Annotated in this window: 17 protein-coding genes; 11 read left to right on the top strand and 6 right to left on the bottom strand. The window is 63.1% G+C overall.

Annotated features, from left to right (window positions below; translation table 11 throughout):
• Window positions 1-882 (top strand): branched-chain amino acid ABC transporter permease, encoded by an 882-nt coding sequence (locus tag EP867_RS09005; protein WP_128488325.1) that lies wholly within the window; start codon window positions 1-3, stop codon window positions 880-882.
• Window positions 882-1,808 (top strand): branched-chain amino acid ABC transporter permease, encoded by a 927-nt coding sequence (locus tag EP867_RS09000; protein ID WP_128488323.1) that lies wholly within the window; start codon window positions 882-884, stop codon window positions 1,806-1,808. Before EP867_RS09005 ends, EP867_RS09000 begins: the two co-directional genes overlap by 1 nt.
• A gap of 115 nt (window positions 1,809-1,923) precedes the next feature.
• Here the strand turns inward: EP867_RS09000 and EP867_RS08995 are convergent, their stop codons facing one another.
• Complete coding sequence (locus tag EP867_RS08995) at window positions 1,924-2,700, bottom strand: IclR family transcriptional regulator (protein WP_128488321.1); 777 nt, start codon at window positions 2,698-2,700, stop codon at window positions 1,924-1,926.
• A gap of 293 nt (window positions 2,701-2,993) precedes the next feature.
• Between EP867_RS08995 and EP867_RS08990 the strand changes: the two genes are divergently transcribed.
• The 9 genes from EP867_RS08990 (at window position 2,994) to EP867_RS08950 (ending at window position 12,947) form a co-directional block, all read left to right on the top strand.
• Window positions 2,994-3,752, top strand: a complete 759-nt coding sequence (locus EP867_RS08990) for an SDR family NAD(P)-dependent oxidoreductase (RefSeq protein ID WP_128488319.1) — start codon at window positions 2,994-2,996, stop codon at window positions 3,750-3,752.
• Between the two features lie 96 nt (window positions 3,753-3,848).
• A complete protein-coding gene (locus tag EP867_RS08985; RefSeq protein WP_241656864.1) occupies window positions 3,849-5,078 on the top strand; it encodes an ABC transporter substrate-binding protein in 1,230 nt (409 codons plus the stop codon).
• A 69-nt stretch (window positions 5,079-5,147) separates the two neighbouring features.
• Window positions 5,148-6,035 (top strand): SMP-30/gluconolactonase/LRE family protein, encoded by an 888-nt coding sequence (locus EP867_RS08980; protein WP_128488317.1) that lies wholly within the window; start codon window positions 5,148-5,150, stop codon window positions 6,033-6,035.
• Window positions 6,036-6,038: 3 nt separating this feature from the next.
• Window positions 6,039-6,566, top strand: coding sequence for a nuclear transport factor 2 family protein (locus tag EP867_RS08975; RefSeq protein WP_128488315.1), 528 nt, complete (start codon window positions 6,039-6,041; stop codon window positions 6,564-6,566).
• 70 nt (window positions 6,567-6,636) lie between these two features.
• The gene (locus EP867_RS08970) at window positions 6,637-7,152 is read left to right on the top strand and encodes a flavin reductase family protein (RefSeq protein WP_164888816.1); all 516 of its coding nucleotides are present in this window, start codon (window positions 6,637-6,639) and stop codon (window positions 7,150-7,152) included.
• A gap of 27 nt (window positions 7,153-7,179) precedes the next feature.
• Window positions 7,180-8,751 (top strand): SDR family oxidoreductase, encoded by a 1,572-nt coding sequence (locus tag EP867_RS08965; RefSeq protein WP_128488311.1) that lies wholly within the window; start codon window positions 7,180-7,182, stop codon window positions 8,749-8,751.
• 372 nt (window positions 8,752-9,123) lie between these two features.
• Complete coding sequence (locus EP867_RS08960; RefSeq protein WP_128488309.1) at window positions 9,124-10,923, top strand: acyl-CoA dehydrogenase; 1,800 nt, start codon at window positions 9,124-9,126, stop codon at window positions 10,921-10,923.
• An 11-nt stretch (window positions 10,924-10,934) separates the two neighbouring features.
• Window positions 10,935-12,122 (top strand): CaiB/BaiF CoA transferase family protein, encoded by a 1,188-nt coding sequence (locus EP867_RS08955; RefSeq protein ID WP_128488307.1) that lies wholly within the window; start codon window positions 10,935-10,937, stop codon window positions 12,120-12,122.
• A 615-nt stretch (window positions 12,123-12,737) separates the two neighbouring features.
• Entirely contained in the window at window positions 12,738-12,947 is a 210-nt protein-coding gene (locus tag EP867_RS08950; RefSeq protein ID WP_128488305.1) for a cold-shock protein, read from the top strand.
• A gap of 102 nt (window positions 12,948-13,049) precedes the next feature.
• On the opposite strand, the gene EP867_RS08945 is transcribed toward EP867_RS08950, so the two are convergent.
• From EP867_RS08945 to EP867_RS08925, 5 genes are all read right to left on the bottom strand, one after another.
• Window positions 13,050-13,799, bottom strand: coding sequence for a pseudouridine synthase (locus EP867_RS08945; protein WP_128488303.1), 750 nt, complete (start codon window positions 13,797-13,799; stop codon window positions 13,050-13,052).
• A gap of 179 nt (window positions 13,800-13,978) precedes the next feature.
• Window positions 13,979-14,683, bottom strand: coding sequence for a CHAP domain-containing protein (locus EP867_RS08940; protein ID WP_241656863.1), 705 nt, complete (start codon window positions 14,681-14,683; stop codon window positions 13,979-13,981).
• Between the two features lie 365 nt (window positions 14,684-15,048).
• Entirely contained in the window at window positions 15,049-15,312 is a 264-nt protein-coding gene (locus tag EP867_RS08935; RefSeq protein ID WP_128488301.1) for a hypothetical protein, read from the bottom strand.
• Between the two features lie 104 nt (window positions 15,313-15,416).
• A complete protein-coding gene (locus tag EP867_RS08930; RefSeq protein WP_128488299.1) occupies window positions 15,417-15,851 on the bottom strand; it encodes a PRC-barrel domain-containing protein in 435 nt (144 codons plus the stop codon).
• 149 nt (window positions 15,852-16,000) lie between these two features.
• A complete protein-coding gene (locus EP867_RS08925) occupies window positions 16,001-16,852 on the bottom strand; it encodes a transglutaminase-like domain-containing protein (RefSeq protein ID WP_128488297.1) in 852 nt (283 codons plus the stop codon).
• Window positions 16,853-16,873 lie beyond the last annotated feature (21 nt).

The raw sequence follows: 16,873 nt of genomic DNA, 5'->3' as shown, positions 1-16,873 counted from the left end.
ATGTTTGATTTCGTTTCTCCGCAACTCCTCGCCGGGCAGCTTCTGATCGGGCTGATCAACGGCTCGTTCTACGCCATGCTGTCGATGGGTCTGGCGATCATCTTCGGCCTGATGAACGTGGTGAACTTTGCCCATGGCGCGCAATATATGCTGGGCGCCTTTGTGGCCTGGCTGGGGCTGAATTATCTCGGCATCCCCTATTGGGGCTCGCTGATCATCGCGCCCATCGTGGTGGGGGCCTTCGGCATGCTGCTTGAGCGGGTGATCCTGCGGCCTTTGCAGCATCTCGATCACCTCTATGCGCTGCTTGCGACCTATGCGCTGGCGCTGATTATTGAGGGGCTGATCCGTCAGCGTTACGGCTCAACCGGTCTGCCCTATGACAGCCCGATCACCGGCGGTCTGCGCCTCGATTTCATGTTCCTGCCCTGGTATCGCCTCTGGGTCGTGGGCTTCTCGGTCGTGACCTGCATCGGCGCCTGGCTTTTGATTGAGCACACCAAACTCGGGGCCTATCTGCGCGCCGCCAATGAGCGTCCCGATATCGTCGAAAGCTTCGGCATCAATGTGCCGCGCATGATCACCCTGACTTACGGCTTCGGCGTGGGTCTGGCGGCGCTGAGCGGCGTGCTGGCCGCGCCGATCTATCAGGTCTCGCCCTCGATGGGCTCGGGTCTGATGATCACCGTCTTTGCGGTGGTGGTGATCGGGGGCATCGGCTCGATCATGGGGGCTGTGGTCACCGGCTATATCCTCGGCCTCGCAGAGGCGCTGACCAAAGTCTTCTACCCCGAAGCGGCGAGCACCGTTGTCTTTGTGGTGATGATCGCGGTGCTTTTGATGAAGCCCAATGGTCTCTTCTCGTCGTCGGAGAAAGCGTGATGTCGAAAAATCTGCTGATCGCGCTGGCGGTTCTGGCCGCAGCCCTGGTGGCACCTGTCTTCGTCTATCCGGTCACCCTGATGACGATCCTGTGCTTCATCGTCTTTGCCTGTTCGTTCAACCTTCTGCTGGGCTATACGGGGCTTCTCTGCTTTGGCCATGCGATGTTTTTCGGCTCGGCTGGCTATATCACCGGCTGGGTGCTGAAGAACTGGGGGCTGACGCCGGAGCTGGGCATTCTGACCGGTGCGCTTTTCTCAGCCACCCTGGGCTTCCTGGTGGGCCTGGTCGCGGTGAAGAAATCGGGCATCAGCTTTGCCATGATCACCTTTGCCATCGCGCAGTTCGTCTATTTCATCCTGCTGCAGTCGAGCTTCACCGGCGGTGAAGACGGGATGCAGAACATCCCGCGCGCACCGGTTCTGGGGCTGATCGATGTGACCTCGGGCTTCAGCTACTATTATGTGGTGCTGGCGATCACCGTGGCGGCTGTGGCCTTCTTCTACCGCGTGGTGCATTCGCCCTTCGGGGATATTCTGAAAGCGATCCGCGACAATGATGCGCGGGTGGAATCTCTGGGCTTCAAGCCCGAGCGCTTCAAGCTGCTGGCCCTGGTCCTCTCGGCCGGGCTGGCGGGTCTGGCGGGCGGGATGAAGGCCACGGTCTTTCAGTTTGCCACGCTGACCGATGTCTCCTTCCCGATTTCGTCCGAGGTCATCATCATGACGCTTCTCGGCGGGCTTGGCACTCTGACCGGCCCGATGGTGGGCGCGGGCTTTATCATCTGGCTCAATGAGCATCTGGCGACTTTGGGCGAATGGGCGCTGATTTCGCAGGGCGTCATTCTGCTGCTCGTCATCATGTTCCTGCGCCGCGGGATCGTGGGGGAGCTGAACGCCTGGATCCGGGCGCGGCGCGCGAAATAAGCGCGAGGGTCCGAAGGGGGCCGCTGCGCGGCGGCCTCCGGCGGGAGTATTTTGAAAAAGCCAAAGCCCGAGGCGCCCGGATCCCCGTGAGGGGTCGGGCGCCTTTTTACTGCGGTCAGAATTCGATGCGGATGGGGGAGTTGAAGGGTTCAGCCTCGGCAACAAAAGCGGCGGCGGTTTTCATGATCGTGAGATAGCGGTCGAAATTGTCGTTGATCCGCTGGGTGACGCCGCCGAGCGCGAGGCAGGCGGGCTGGCCCTGGATGCGGGCCGACAGCGGCACAACGATGGTGGAGCCGCCTTCAAGCGGGACATCCCGCGCATGGGCATAGCCTTTTTCGCGGATCTGCGCGATGCGGGCTTCGATCTCCTTCAGGCTGACGCGTTCAGAGACTTTGCAGGCGATATTGGCGCGGCGCACCAGTTTATCGAGCCGGTCGCGCGGCAGATCCGAGAGCAGCATCCAGCCCGCGGCGGAGCGTGTCAGGGGCACGATGGAGCCTTCGTCGATGTGAAAGCGCAGGGCGTGGATGGATTCGATGGTGCGGGTATATTGCAGATAGATGTCATTGCGGGTGCCGATGAAAACCCCCTCACCGGTGGCGGCATGCACATCGCGCAGAGCCTCAAGAATCGTGCCGCTGCCAAAGAGTGCCATGGGGATCCAGTCGCCCAATGCGGTCACTTTGGGGGTGGGGAAATAGGCCCGCTCTCCGCGGTCATAGGAGAGGTAGCCCAGCGTGATCAGCGTCTTGAGAAGCACCGTGGCGCTTGACTGCGGATAGCCGAGATCTGCGGCGATCTCTGACATGGAGCGCCGCTGCTGATTGAGTTTGAAATATTCAAGAATTTCAAGCGCCCGCATCGCGGATTTGACCTGGTGAGCCTGCATGACGATTTCCTCCTCCGGTGCCTGACTTCACGTATATGAAATTTTATGACAGTATAGAATAGCCATGGTGGCGGATCGTCCTGCATGCCATGCTCTCTCAGAAGGCCGTGCACGCGCCCCGACCGGGGCCCCGAAGGAGGTTCGGGTGAGGCGGGGCCGGGGGCGGAGTTTCTGACACCGGATCACGGGGGTAACCGCTGCAGCGGCTGTGTTGATCTGTGGGAAGCTCTGCCGGAATTGAGGCCCGGCCGCGGCTGTTTTCAGGCGCGGTCAGGAAGTTGGGAGAGAGCCTGATGGCTGGCAGACTGGACGGACGTGTCGCACTTGTGACCGGCGGCGGGCGCGGAATTGGCCGCGCGATTTCTGAAGCTTATGCCCGGGAAGGCGCCTTTGTCGGCGTGCTGGATCTTAAGGCTGAGATTGCCGAAGATGCAGCCGCGGCCATTCGTGCCGCCGGTGGCCGGGCCATTGCTCTGACCGGAAATGTCGCGAAGCGCGACGACGTCATGGCAGCCGCTGAGGCTTTGCGCGCGGCCGCAGGTCCGGTGACGCTTCTGGTCAATAACGCCATGTGGAACCGCTATGGCCCGCTGGAAGATCAGACCGAAGAGATGATCGGGCGGATGATCGATGTGGGCTTTAAGGGCGTCATCTGGGGCTATCAGGCGGTCATGCCGCAGATGCGCGAAGCCGGTGGCGGGGTTATCGTCAATATCGCCTCGCCCTCCGCGCTTCTGGCCATGAAACATGGCATTATGTACAGCGCCATCAAGGCGGCTGTGGCGGCCTCGACGCGCTCGGCGGCGGCGGAATTCGGGCCGGATAACATCCGCGTCTGCGCCATTGCGCCGGGCTCGACCCGCACGGACGGGGCCAATCTGGTGATCGATGAAGAGGGCTGGGAGCGTCGCCGCAAGCGCGTGCCGCTGCAGCGTCTGGGCACGCCGGAAGACATCGCCCATGCGGCGGTCTTCCTGGCCTCGGATGAGGCGGGCTGGATCAGCGGCGACATGCTCTTGGTCGATGGCGCGATGACCTTCGCCTTTTCGTAACAGTTACGTCTGCCCCGCAGCGCATCGCGGGGGCAGGCCGGTTCAGCCATCCGGTGCCCGCTGAGGAGAGCGGCCGTCGGTTCAGGGGAGAGAGACATGACCATGAAGACCCAAAGCCGCTTTGGCGGTCTGGCGGCGCTGTGCTGCGCGACCGCGCTGATTGGCGCGCCGGCTTTCGCGCAGATGTCGGGCGATGTCATCCGCATTGGTGTGATGAACGATCAGTCGGGCGTTTACGCCGACAACTGCGGCCCCGGCTCGACCGCTGCGGTGCGTCTGGCGATCGAAGATTTCAACAATGAAATCAACGGCACCAAAATCGAAGTCGTGGTGGCGGACGATCAGAACAAGCCCGATATCGGCGTGGCGGCTGCCCGCAAATGGGTGGAGCAGGACGGCGTTGACACCATCGTCGGCTGTTCGGCTTCTTCGATCGCGCTGGCCGTGACCGAGATCATGAAGGCCAATGAAAAGCCCTATCTGCTGGGCGGCACCGCAAGCCCGGATCTGACCGGCAAGGCCTGCTCGCCCTATACCTTCCAATGGGTGCATGACACCTATGCTCTGCCCAAGGGCACCGTGCTGCCGCTGCTGGCCGATGGGCAGGACAGCTGGTATTTCATCACCGTCGATTACACATTCGGCAAGCAGTATCAGGCCGATGCGACCCGCTTTATTGAGGCGGCGGGCGGCAAAGTGCTGGGCTCGGTGCTCCATCCGCTCAACACCACCGATTTCTCGGCGCAGCTGCTGCAGGCTCAGGCCTCGGGTGCCAAGGTCATCGGCATCGCGAACTCCGGCTCTGACTTCGCCAACCTGGTGAAACAGGCGAAAGAATTTGGCATTGCCGAAGCGGGCCAGATCCTCGCGCCGCTCGGTCTTCAGATCAATATGATCCACTCGATCGGTCTTCAGACCGCCCAGGGTCTGCGCTTCGGCTCGGCGATGTATTGGGATGCAAACGATGAGACCCGCGCTTTTACGGAGCGGTTCCGCAAGGCCTTCAACGACCGCTATCCCAATGAAGCGCAGCTTGCGACTTATACGGCCGTGAAGCACTATCTGAAGGCCGTGACCCTCGCAGGCACCGATGACGGCAAGGCCGTGGCCGCAAAGATGCATGAAACCCCGGTTGAGGATTTCATCCATAAAGACATCCCGATCCGCGCGGATGGCCAGGTGATGCGCCCGATGCTCTCGGCGATGATCAAAGCGCCCTCGGACTCGAAATACCCCTGGGATTACTACAGCATCACCGGTGAAATCTCCGGCGCCGATGCCTGGACCCCGGCCTCGGAAAGCGCCTGCCCGGCTTTGAAAGGCTGATGCTTTCCTCCGGTGCTGCTCCCCAGGCGGCACCGGGCTTTACTGTCTTTTTGATCAGGATCACCCGCCATGCTGCTCAGCGCACGCCGGATTTCGGTCAACCCGTCTTTGCTGGGCGAAAGCCCGGTCTGGGACGCGGCGAATGAATGCATTTATTGGGTCGACGGCGTGGGCCGGAAGATCCACCGCCACAACATCCGCAGCAACAGCTTTGACGAATGGCAGATGCCCTCAATGGTGGGCTCAGTGGGCCTTTCGCAGGGCAGTCGCCTGATCGCGGGTCTGCAGGACGGGATTTATGAATTCGACACTGCAACCGGCGATCTGACCCCGCTTTTTCAATTTGCCACCCCCGATGAGCGCGTGCGCTTTAACGATGGCAAAGTGGATCGGCAGGGGCGGTTTCTCTGCGGCACAATGGGCATCCACGCCGAGCCGCGGGGCGAGCTTTACCGCGTCAGCCCGGGCGGCAAAACCGAAGTTCTGGCCAATGGCATCCGCATCTCCAACGCGCTGTGCTTCAGCCCGGACGGGCGGGTGATGTATTTCGCCGACAGCCTTGACCGCTCGGTGCGTGCCTACCGCTATGACAGCGCCGACGGCGCTTTGCAGGAGCCGCGCATTCATGTCGACACCAAGCCCTATGGCTCGGGCCCCGACGGCGCGACGGTGGATTCAGAAGGCTATATCTGGGTCACGCTTGTGCAGATCGGCAGGATCGGGCGCTTTGATCCCGAGGGTCAGCTCGACCGGCTGATTGATGCCCCGGTGGATATGCCCTCCTGCCTCAACTTCGGCGGCCCCGATCTCGACATTCTTTATATGACCTCGATCAAAGATTCCGGCACCGGCCGGGCGGTCTCGCGCCATCCGGCGGGCGGCCATATGTTTGCCATCGAGGGGCTGGGCGTGACCGGCATTGCCGAGACGCGCTTCGGCCTGCACGCAGAGGTTTGAACCATGACCCCCTATCGCAACCCCGACCGCCTGACGGACCTCATGGACCGCGAGGCGATCCGCGATTGTCTTTACCGTTATTGCCGCGGCATCGACCGCGCCGATGAGGCGGCGTTGCACGGCGCTTACTGGCCCGATGCCACCGACCGTCACGGTGCCATGGCCAGCGGTCCGGTGCAGAATTTCTTTGACCGCTGCCGCGAGGCCTTTGCGGCAGCGCCGCGCAATATCCATCTCGTCAGCAATATCCTGATCGAGTTTCAAAGCCCGACCCGCGCCCATGTGGAAAGCTATTTCTCGGCGCTGCAGCGCGCAGGTTCCGGGCAGGCCGCCCTCAGTGGCCGCTACTGCGATGTCTTTGAAAAGCGCGGCGAAGACTGGCGCGTGCTGCACCGCCTTGTGGTCTATGACTGGGTCGAAACCGGCCCTGCCCCTGAGGGCGATGAGGCCAGCCTCTTTGGTCCGCGCGCCCCGCGGGGGAGTGCATTCCCGACAGATCCCGTGTATCAGTTCAACGATATTTCAGGATAATCTCTTCCTCTGCCTCACCCGGGGCCGTCCGCCGGCCCGAGTGCAGAACGCAATGACATTGGAGCCTATTTTGACAGTTGGCCAGATCTCAGGTCAGAACATTCTGGCGGATGACTTCCGCTCGGCGCTGCATCAGGTTCCCGCCGCCGTCGTCATTCTGACCACCCGCCTTGCCGGTGAGGACCGGGCGCAGACCGTCACCGCCACCGCGATCTGCGCCGGCAGCGCTGAGCCGCCGAGCCTGCTGATCAGCCTGCGCGAAGACGCATCCTTTTGCCGGGAGCTGGGCGAAAGCGGCGTGGTGGCGGTCAATTTCGTGGCGCAGGAGCATCATGAGATGGTGCGCAGCTTTGTCGAAGCCGGGGCCGCCGAGGGCTTTGCCCGCAGCGCCTGCTGGCGTCGCGGCACGACCGGTGCGCCGCTTCTGAACAAATCCGTGGTGAGCATGGACTGCACCCTCATCCACAGCCAGCGCCAGGGCGCGAATATCGTCTACACCGCCCAGGTGCAGACCCTTCACACCGCCGATGCCGAAGGGCTGCTCTATCGCGGCGGGTTGCTCAGGCGGCTTGAAAGCGGCGCCTGAGCCAGGCATTCCGGAGGAGAAATTAAGATGACGAAGCTTGCAATCATCACCGGTGCCGCCGGTGGTATCGGACAGGCATTGCTGGCGGAATTTGCCGAAGCCGGTCACCGTCTCGTGGCCGTGGATCTGCCCGGAAGCCATGTCGCGGATCTCGTAAGCCGCTTTGGCGATCACCATCTCTCGCGTGAGGTGGATCTGGGCGATGAGGCGCAGATCGCGGCCTTCTGGTCCTGGCTCGACAGCCAGAGCGACCGCGTGGATATCCTGGCCAATAACGCAGCCCTCGGCCCCACCATGGCCCCGACGCTGAACACTCCGCTGTCGGATTTCCGCAGCACCTTTCAGGTGAACCTCTACGGTCCCTTCGCCATGGCGCGTGAGGCGGCAAAGCGGATGAAGCCGGGCGGCGCCATCGTCAACACCGCCTCCCAGGCGGGGGTTTTAGGCAATCCGCGCCGCAATGCCTATGCCGCCTCAAAGGCTGCGCTGATCTCGATGACGAAATCTCTGGCGGCGGAATGGGCGTCAAAAGGCATCCGAGTCACGGCTGTGGCCCCGGGCTATATCCGCACCCCCATGGTGGCTGAGCTTGAGCGCACGGGCAAAGCCGATCTTTCGCTGGTGCGCCAGCGCGTGCCGCTGGGCCGGATCGGACGCCCCGATGAGATCGCGGCGATGATCGGCTTTCTCGCCTCGCCCCAGGCGCGCTATATCACCGGCTCCGTGGTGGCGGTGGACGGTGGCTGGCAGGCCTTTAACCAGCCCGGTCACGCCCATCCCCCCGTCGCAGGCACCCCGGCGGAGGAGCTCGCCCGCCCTGCCGCGCGTCAGGGCAGCCGTGTCGTGCTGATCACCGGCGCGGGACGCGGCATCGGCGCGGCCACCGCCCGCCGCTTTGCGCAGGGCGGCGATATTCTTGTGCTGGCCGACCGTGAGGGGGCAGAGGCCCGCGCCGCGGAACTCGGACCGCAGCATCTGGGCATGACGGTCGATCTGACCGATGAGGCTGCCGTGACCGGCCTCTTTGACACCATCCGCGCGCGCTTTGGTCGCCTCGACGTGCTGGTCAATAATGCCGCTGTGGCCGATCACTTCCGGCCCGCCTTCGATCAGACCGGCGCGGATCTCTCGCGCACCATGGAAGTCAATGTGACCGGCGCCTTCCTCTGCGCGCGTGAAAGCCTGCGGCTGATGCCCGAGGGCGAGGGGGTGATCGTCAATCTCGGCTCGATCAATACCTTCCTGCCCTTTGCCCCGCGCCATGCCTATGGTGCGTCCAAAGCCGCGATTGATGTGCTGACCCGCTGCCTCGCGGCGGAGCTTGGCCCCGAGGGGCGCCGGGTGGTGACGGTGGCGCCGGGCTATATCCGCACCCCCGGCACCGGGGATCTGGAGGCACAGGGGCGCATCGATACCGCCGCGATCCGCCGCCGCATCCCCATGGGCGATATGGGCCGGCCCGAGGATATTGCCGAAGCCGTCTGGTTCTCAGCCTCGCAGAAGGCGTCCTATTTCAGCGGGGCGATCCTTTACGTCGACGGCGGCTGGACCTCTTTTGGCAATGCCGGGGACGCCAGCCCCGGGGATTTCGACCTTTGATGCAGAACTGAACTGCAAAGCCCCGAAACGCAGGACTTCGGGCCTCGGGCCGGTTGCCCCGGCCCGCAGTCCTGCGTAGTTAAGTCGCGCCTTCCGGCAGCTGTGGGGGAGAATGCTCAGCACCGTGATCAAAGTTGTTGCGCCGAAGACCGGTGCCACCTGCCCGGCCCGGGCGGGGGCTCTCCACGTCCCGCCGCGCTGCAACTCTGCCGCACCCAAGGGGCCGCAGTCTTTGCGCCCAAAGGTCCGGCAGGCGAGAGGCTGCAGATTGCTTCCCTCAAATTCCGCTGGTCTGATGCGGCATGTGACCTGCGGCACGCGCGGTTCTGTGCGCCGCCGCCTCTCTCTCAGACCCAGCTTCGGAAGTGCCAGATGTCCATGATCACCGACCGCCGCGACCTCGATTTCCTGCTCTATGAGCTTCTTGGCGCGCAGGAACTGGCCAGCCGCCCGCGCTTTGCCGCCTTTGACCGCGAGGCCATGGGGCAGATCCTCGACACCGCGCAGGCCCTGGCCGAAGATGTCTTTCTGCCCATCGCCGCCGAAGTCGACGCGCAGGAGCCGCAGTTCGTCGATGGCCGCGTGGTGCAGCCCGAAGCCACCGGCGCGGCCCTTCGCGCCTATGCCGATGCCGGGTTCTTCGCCCTGCCTTTCGCGGAAGAGGACGGCGGCATCGGCGCGCCCTGGACGCTTTACACCGCCGCCAGCGGCATGGTGGTTGCGGCCAATACCCCGGTTTCAAACTATGCTTTCCTGACCATCGCTGCCGCAAACCTGCTCAGCGCCTTCGGGACGGAAAGCCAGAAGGCCCGTTTCTTCCCCCGCATGATCGCGGGCGAATGGTTCGGAACCATGTGCCTCTCAGAGCCGCAGGCCGGCTCTTCGCTCGGCGATATCCGCACCCGCGCGGTGCCCAAAGGCGATGGCACTTTCGCGATCACCGGATCAAAAATGTGGATCTCGGGCGGCGAGCAGGCGATCACCGACAATATCGTCCATATGGTGCTGGCAAAGCTTCCCGATGCGCCTGCGGGCAGCAAGGGGATTTCGCTTTTCGTGGTGCCGAAAATGCGCACCGATGCGGACGGCACGATCACCGGGCCGAACAATATCGCGCTCGCGGGGCTGAACCACAAACTCGGCCAGCGTGCGACGACCAACTGCCTGCTGAACTTCGGCGAAAGCGGCGAGACCCTGGGCGAGATGATCGGCGAGCCGGGCCGCGGCCTGGAATATATGTTCCACATGATGAACGAGGCCCGCATCGGCGTGGGTCACGCCGCGGTCATGGCGGGGCTGCACGGCTATCTCTATTCGACCGATTACGCCCGCAGCCGCACACAGGGGCGCAGCCTCACGGACCGCGATCCCGCCAGCCCCATGGTGCCGATCATTGAGCACACCGATGTGCGGCGCATGTTGTTGCAGCAAAAGACCTCCGTTGAAGGCGGGCTTGCGCTCTCGCTTTACTGCTCGCGGCTGGTCGATGATGCGGCTTCGCACCCGGATGAGGGGGCCCGCAAAGCGGCGCTCTCGCGTCTGGGCCTGCTGACCCCGGTGGTGAAATCCTGGCCCTCAGAGCATTGCCTTGAGGCCAATAAATGGGCGATCCAGATCCTTGGCGGCTATGGCTATACCCGGGATTATCCGCTTGAGCGGCTTTACCGCGACAACCGCCTGAACCACATCCACGAAGGCACCTTCGCCATTCAGGGGATGGACCTTCTGGGCCGCAAGATCGGCGGCGATCAGGGCGCGGCGCTGCGTGCGCTGATCGCTGAGATGCGGGACACCCTCTCTGAGGCCACCCCCAACGCCGCGCTGAGTGCCGATGCCGCAGCCCTGGCCCGCGCCGTTGATGCGCTGGAAGCCGCAGCCACTGCGCTGACGGGCTGCGCGGATGTCGCGCGGCGCATGGCCAATGCCACGGTCTTTCTGGATGCCTTCGGCCATGTGGTCATCGGCTGGCTCTGGCTGCGCCAGGCCGCCGTGGCGCAGGCCGCACTTGCGGCAGGCCCGGCAGAGACTGAGGCCCGCTTCTACCGCGGCAAGCTCCAGGCCTGCCGCTATTTCTCGCTTCATGAACTTCCGCTGGCCGTGACCCGGCTGGCTCTGTGCGAAAGTCTGCAGTCGGTTCCGCTGGACACCCCTGCTGCCCTGTTTGACGTCTGAAGGAAAGCCCTATGAAATCTGTTTTGGCAGGCACGAAAGTTCTCGATTTCTCGCGCATCTTCGCCGGTCCCGACGCGGCGCAGACGCTGGGCGACCTGGGCGCGGATGTGCTGAAGATCGAAGATCCGGGCAAAGGCGACGGCTGCCGCAGCCTTGGCACGACGGACCCCAAAATGATGGGCTATGGCCCGACCTTCCAGGCCTTCAACCGCAACAAGCGCTCGATGACGCTGGATCTGAAATCTGATGAGGGGCGTGAGATCGCGCGCAAACTCATCGCGGATGCGGATGTGGTGATCTCGAACTTCCGCACCGGCACGATGGATAAATTCGGCCTCGGCTATGAGGATGTGCGCAAGCTGAACCCGCGGCTGATCTATTGCGAACTGCACGCCTTTGGCGACAAAGGCCCGATGTCGCATATCGGCGCCAATGACCTGCAGCTTCAGGCCCATTCCGGCCTCGCCGCCATCACCGGCGACGGCAATGGCCCGCCCAACCGCGCAGGCTCTGCCATTGTGGATCTTCATGCCGGCATGTCGCTCGTGGCCGGCGTTCTGGCCGCGATCATCCACCGCGACCGCACCGGTGAGGGCCAGAAGGTCACCACCTCGCTGCTGCAAAGCTCGGCGCATCTGATGGGCTATTTCTATCAGGAATACTGGGTCACCGGCTATGTGCACCGCGCCATGGGCACCGCCACCCACCTCAGCGTGCCCAACCAGGCCTTCCCGACGAAAGACGGCTATACCGTCATCATCGCGCCGACCCAGGAGATGTATCTGCGCTGCGTCGAAGCACTTGAGGCCCCGCATCTGCTGACCCCGCCTTTCGATACCCGCGAAGGCCGGATGCAGAACCGCGATGCGCTGATTGAAGTGATGTCGGAAGTGACCCGTCAGTTCACCAGCCAGGAAGTCTATGAGCGGATGGGCCGCGTGAAGGTGAACGTCGCCATCGTCCAGGACGTGGCTCAGGCGGCGAACCATCCGCAGCTCGAAGCCATCGGCGGCATCCACCACACCGAGATCGACGGCGAAGACCGCCGCTTCGTGGCCTCGCCCTTCACCATGTCTGAGACGCCCACGGCTTTCCGCACCCCGGCTCCGCGCCTTGGCGCGCATACCGATGAGGTGCTCTCTTCCCTCGGCTACAGCGCCGAAGAGATCGCCGCTCTGCACCAGAACGGCGCGGTCTGATCGGGTTAATCATCTCCACAGCGCGGCCCGCCGCGCTGTGGCAGCCTGCCAGCAAGGCCCCCGGACGAAAATCCGGCCCAGTCGCGCATACCTCATGCGTCAGGCCGCCTGACGGCGCTGCCCCTGTCATATCCCCGCCCGGGCAGTTTCCGGCCCGCAGCCGCTCCTGCGGCAAAGCGTCCGAAAATGTGCTGCAACCTTCTGTCCCGAACCTCGTTGGTTCCCCGATGGAAGGATCTCCGCGATGAACAATGACCAAAGACGGCAGCTCCTCAGCACGCTGCGCCTCGCTTTAAATGAAGCGCCAGGCCCCGCCTCTGAGCGGCTGACCGAACTGGCCGGCCGGCTGGATCACCTGTTGAAGACCAGGCCTGCCCCGGTGCAGCGCCATGATCACGGACCTTCGTGATCAAAACCCGCGTCCGGGCCGCTTCGGCGGCCGCTTGATTTTTGCCGTCCTGTGGTTTAAGTTCTCTGCGTTGATAGGTTTTACTTGAGCCACCTTCGTAGGGTTCCCAGGGATCCAACGAGTGCCCCTCCTCGTTAAAGCATAGTTAACGCACTCCCTCCTGCATCCGCAGCAGGGCGATCTGAATGGGCAGGAAAGGGTTTTTCATGGCCACAGGCACCGTAAAATGGTTCAATTCCACCAAAGGCTACGGCTTTATTCAACCCGATGACGGCGGCGCAGACGCCTTCGTTCACATCTCGGCTGTTGAGCGTGCCGGCCTTCGCGGTCTGGAAGAAGGCCAGAAGGTCAGCTTTGAACTTGAGCGCGACAAGCGTTCGGGCAAAATGACCGTTTCGAGCCTGCAAAGCGCCTGATTTAAGGGCCATCGCCCCGCCTCCGGCAGGGCGACATTTACGACAAGCGACTGGCCGGGCCTCTGCCCGGCCTTTTGGTTTTTACCCAGACCGCCTCGGCCTTTAACCCGCGGGAGCCGGTTCAAAAATCTGCGCGATCTCTGCGGCGGTCAGCAGTTTCCAGCCGCCCGGTGCCAGATCCTGCGGCAGGTGCAATGCACCAAGGCTTTCGCGGTGAAGCGCCTCAACGTGATTGCCCACGGCCGCAAACATCCGGCGCACCTGATGATAGCGCCCCTCAGTGATCGTCAGACGCGCTTCCAGGGGCGAAATCACCTCCAGCACCGCCGGAGCAAGGGGCTTCGTCTCCGCCTCCAGCATCAATGTGCCTGAGGCGAAGATTTCAGCCTCTGTACCAGTGAGCGGACGCGCAAGGCTCGCCAGATAGGTTTTGCTGACCTGACGGCGCGGGCTGATGACCCGGTGCAGCAGCTCTCCGTCATCGGTCAGCAGCAACAGACCCGAGGTCTGTTTGTCCAGCCGCCCGATGGTGGAAATCGCAGGATCCCGCCCGCGCCAGCGCGCCGGCAGAAGATCATAGACCAGCCCGCCCTCTTCCTTATGCGAACAGGTCATCCCCAGCGGCTTATTCATCAGGATCACCAGCCCAGCCAGCGGGTCGAGCGCTTCGCCGTCGATCTCCATCCGCTGCGGCAGATCCGGCGTCAGCGCGATGCGCGCCGAGACATCGGTCAGATCCGCCCCGTCGAGCTGAATGCCACCCGCCCCCGCCATACGGGCCATCTCTTTGCGCGAGCCATAGCCCATCGAGGACAAAAGCTTATCAATGCGCATCGTGGGTATTTTGGCCATGACAGATCCCTTTCTTCCGGCCCGCAGGCCGCCTGCCGCCATTCATCACTAAATGGCACCGGGCGGAAGCCCGCTTTGATGTGACACGCAGCCCTCCCTGTCTCGCAATTGAAACTTAACGTGAGGCGAAATGCAAAAAGCGCCCCGAAAGGGCGCTTTGCACGAAGAGGAGCCGGGGATCAGCCGCGGGTCGGATGGATGAAGCCATAGATCGGATAGGTGGTCGAGGTCATCTGACCGCGGCGGTGCTCAAGGCGCACTTGGCTCCAGTCATTGCGGGGCGAGACATCGACCGCCACCATATCCAGCGAGACCTGATTGCGGGTCCAGTTCGCATGGCTGATGAGGATCTGGCGCGAATTGACGATCCGCGAGACGACCGCAACATGGCCGCGACGCATCTTTTTGGTCGGCGCAAAATTCATCACCGCCCCCACCTCCGGGGTGTTTGAGCGGTGATACTGACCGGCGGCCTGGCTCCACCAGGTCCGCGCATCCCCACGGATCTGCACACCGCTGGCATCACGGGCAAAGGGCACGCACCAGACACGCTGACCGCGGGCGCGCTTGGCCTGGGCGTTCTGCACCGCAAGCTGCGTGCGCTGACGCAGCAGCGCGGGCTGCACCGCATGGGTCGAGGCCGGGGCATTCCGCGTCGAAACCGTCGCCTGCAAAGCGGCCGGGGCAGCGGCCAGGCGAAGCCCTTCCGGGCGGGCGCGGGGACGTTGTGCGGGGGCGGTGGTGGTGGTCTGAACCAGAGCCACCTCAGCAGCGGTAGTGTCAGCCGGACGCGGCTGAGGGCGAAGATCCTGAGCGGAAGCGGCGAAAGTCATGCAGGTCACGGCCATCATCGCCAGCGTCGGAAGAACCTTCACAAACCTCATCTGTCCTCACATCGGTTGCCTGACAGCCTGCCCTGTCACCGCGGGCAGAATAGCCAGCAGAGGCGGCGCACCAACCCCTGATCGGGACAGTCGGCGAAATCTCGCCACTTTCACATAAATTTCATCGATTAAGGGAACTTGTGCCGGGCATCTGACCCGCAAGTTGCGGCCTGCAACATATTGTCTTTTCTGTATTTTTTCTCAGCTCGGAAGAAATTTTCATCATAATCCGCATCGGTTCCCTCCGGACCGCCCGGCGGGGACAAAACCTGCATGCTGCCGCGCCGTGAGGGGAATTACTACTCAGAGTTGAAAAAAGGCCGCGCGATCCCCTCGCACGGCCTTCCTCTCTGGCAGAATACTTCTTACGAGGCCTGGGCCTCGCGCTGCAGCCCCGAAGCCCATTTCCAGACGCGGATGAACTCCCGCCCGGTCTGCGGATCGAGGTAGCTGCTGCCGTGCAGCTGCCAGAGCTCTTTGCCATTGCCCATCACATAGCGCATCTCGGGTCGCAGACCCACCGCATCCGGGCCTGCCGCAGCCTCAGGGGCGCGGCTCTGCTCAATCACCGAGACCCGCTCGCCGTCATCCGAATAGCAGCTGAAAACTGCCCTCGTCGTCCATTCCATCGTCTTGCTCGTCTGCCCGTCAAAACCCGCAATCCCGGAGCCAAAAAGCTCCGGGACGGGTCGTATCTTCTCTCCGGCCCCTGGGCCGGAGCCTTAAAGTCCGATCAGTTCGCTTCGAACTTCGGCAGCGCCTTCAGCTCGTCTTTCGTCAGCGTCACATAGGCGCGAAGATCATTGTCGGCGTTTTTATAGACCTGGATCTGCGAGGGATCGAGGGCGACGCGATGCTCGCCCATGCCAAGGAAGCCGCCAACATCGGTGATGATTTTCGACACAGCATTATCAGTTCCGATCTGCAGATCAGCGATTTCGCCGACGTCTTTGCCTTCGGCGTCATAGATATTGACACCTTTCAGATCGTCTGCGGTGATGCTGCCCACTTCGGTGAAGACATAACCCTCAGGCGCGGCGATCACGATGGCCGGTGCCGTCGCCGCAGCGCCCGGAGCAGCCGGGGTGACGGCGGTCTGGGCAAAGCCGGTACCGGCAAGGCCAAGGGCAGCGGTGAGAGCGAGAGCCGAAACTTTTACAAAGCGCATGAAATCCTCCAAGCGTGGGTTAACGTACTGAAGAGAGAACGCGGACAAAGCGGATTGGTTCACATCGACAGATCCAAACCTTTGCGCTTTAAGCAAAATTTTGCCCAATCCTGCGCCGGGGAGGCAAAGATCCGCCACGAGACCCGCCCTCACAGCGGTGTGACAGCCCCCCCGGGAACAGGGGTTAACCCTTCGGCATTCACTTCCTCTGCCTTCACGACAAAGCGCGTCAGACCATGCGGCCCAAAGCTGTGCAGCAGGGGCACGTCACTGGCGTCGCGCCCCCGCGCCACCGCCACCCGACCAATGCGCGGGATATTGTGCCGCGCATCCAGCGTGATCCAGCGCCCATAGGCCCAGACCTCGGTCCAGGCGTTGTAATCCATCGGAGCCGGATCCACCGGCACGCCGATATCGCCCATATAGCCGTTCACATAACGCGCGGGGATATTCATGCAGCGACAAAGCGCAATCGCCAGATGCGCAAAATCCCGGCAAACCCCCTTCCCCTCGGCCAGGGCTTCGGCAGCCGTGCGCGTGGCGCGGGCATGGCCATAGCCGAAATCGATGTGGCCGTTCACAAAGTCAAAGATGGCCCGGATCCGTTCCCATCCCGGCGCAGCAGCGCCAAAAAGCTCCCAGGCCTTCTCCATCAGCAGATCGGTCTCGCAATAGCGGCTCGGCAGAAGATAGCGCAGCACCTCATCGGGAAAATCCTGCGGTGTGCCCGCCTCCCCCTCATGGCTCCAGTCGTCCGGCTGCGGATCGATCCGCAGGTTATACTCCGCCGCAAGCCGCAGCGCCCCGGCAGGCGCGGTCAGCCGCAGGCAGCGGTTGCCATGGCCATCGGTGTAATAGCGAAACGGAACCTGGGGGCTGAGCTGCAACGCGCGCCGCGCGACGATCTTCGGCTCCCACTCCGGCGCCGGATCCAGCAGCGCCACCAGTTCCATCGGCTGCCTGCAGTCGATCTCAATCTCATAGCCCAGCGATATCAGCATAGCGGTACTCCTCCGGGGGCA

The organism is Falsigemmobacter intermedius (assembly GCF_004054105.1).
In the GTDB taxonomy this organism is placed as follows: Bacteria; Pseudomonadota; Alphaproteobacteria; order Rhodobacterales; family Rhodobacteraceae; genus Wagnerdoeblera; species Wagnerdoeblera intermedia.
Note: the sequence above shows the minus strand (reverse complement) of the source record. Positions and strands in the feature narration are given on the sequence as shown.

Coding starts and splice junctions, on each gene's coding strand:
- EP867_RS08930 (WP_128488299.1), bottom strand. CDS start 15,851: ATGCGCTTTGTAAAAGTTTCGGCTCTCGCTCTCACCGCTGCCCTTGGC.
- EP867_RS08945 (WP_128488303.1), bottom strand. CDS start 13,799: ATGGCCAAAATACCCACGATGCGCATTGATAAGCTTTTGTCCTCGATG.
- EP867_RS08955 (WP_128488307.1), top strand. CDS start 10,935: ATGAAATCTGTTTTGGCAGGCACGAAAGTTCTCGATTTCTCGCGCATC.
- EP867_RS08950 (WP_128488305.1), top strand. CDS start 12,738: ATGGCCACAGGCACCGTAAAATGGTTCAATTCCACCAAAGGCTACGGC.
- EP867_RS08980 (WP_128488317.1), top strand. CDS start 5,148: ATGCTGCTCAGCGCACGCCGGATTTCGGTCAACCCGTCTTTGCTGGGC.
- EP867_RS08995 (WP_128488321.1), bottom strand. CDS start 2,700: ATGCAGGCTCACCAGGTCAAATCCGCGATGCGGGCGCTTGAAATTCTT.
- EP867_RS08935 (WP_128488301.1), bottom strand. CDS start 15,312: ATGGAATGGACGACGAGGGCAGTTTTCAGCTGCTATTCGGATGACGGC.
- EP867_RS09000 (WP_128488323.1), top strand. CDS start 882: ATGTCGAAAAATCTGCTGATCGCGCTGGCGGTTCTGGCCGCAGCCCTG.
- EP867_RS08960 (WP_128488309.1), top strand. CDS start 9,124: ATGTCCATGATCACCGACCGCCGCGACCTCGATTTCCTGCTCTATGAG.
- EP867_RS08965 (WP_128488311.1), top strand. CDS start 7,180: ATGACGAAGCTTGCAATCATCACCGGTGCCGCCGGTGGTATCGGACAG.
- EP867_RS08940 (WP_241656863.1), bottom strand. CDS start 14,683: ATGAGGTTTGTGAAGGTTCTTCCGACGCTGGCGATGATGGCCGTGACC.
- EP867_RS09005 (WP_128488325.1), top strand. CDS start 1: ATGTTTGATTTCGTTTCTCCGCAACTCCTCGCCGGGCAGCTTCTGATC.
- EP867_RS08925 (WP_128488297.1), bottom strand. CDS start 16,852: ATGCTGATATCGCTGGGCTATGAGATTGAGATCGACTGCAGGCAGCCG.
- EP867_RS08985 (WP_241656864.1), top strand. CDS start 3,849: ATGACCATGAAGACCCAAAGCCGCTTTGGCGGTCTGGCGGCGCTGTGC.
- EP867_RS08990 (WP_128488319.1), top strand. CDS start 2,994: ATGGCTGGCAGACTGGACGGACGTGTCGCACTTGTGACCGGCGGCGGG.
- EP867_RS08975 (WP_128488315.1), top strand. CDS start 6,039: ATGACCCCCTATCGCAACCCCGACCGCCTGACGGACCTCATGGACCGC.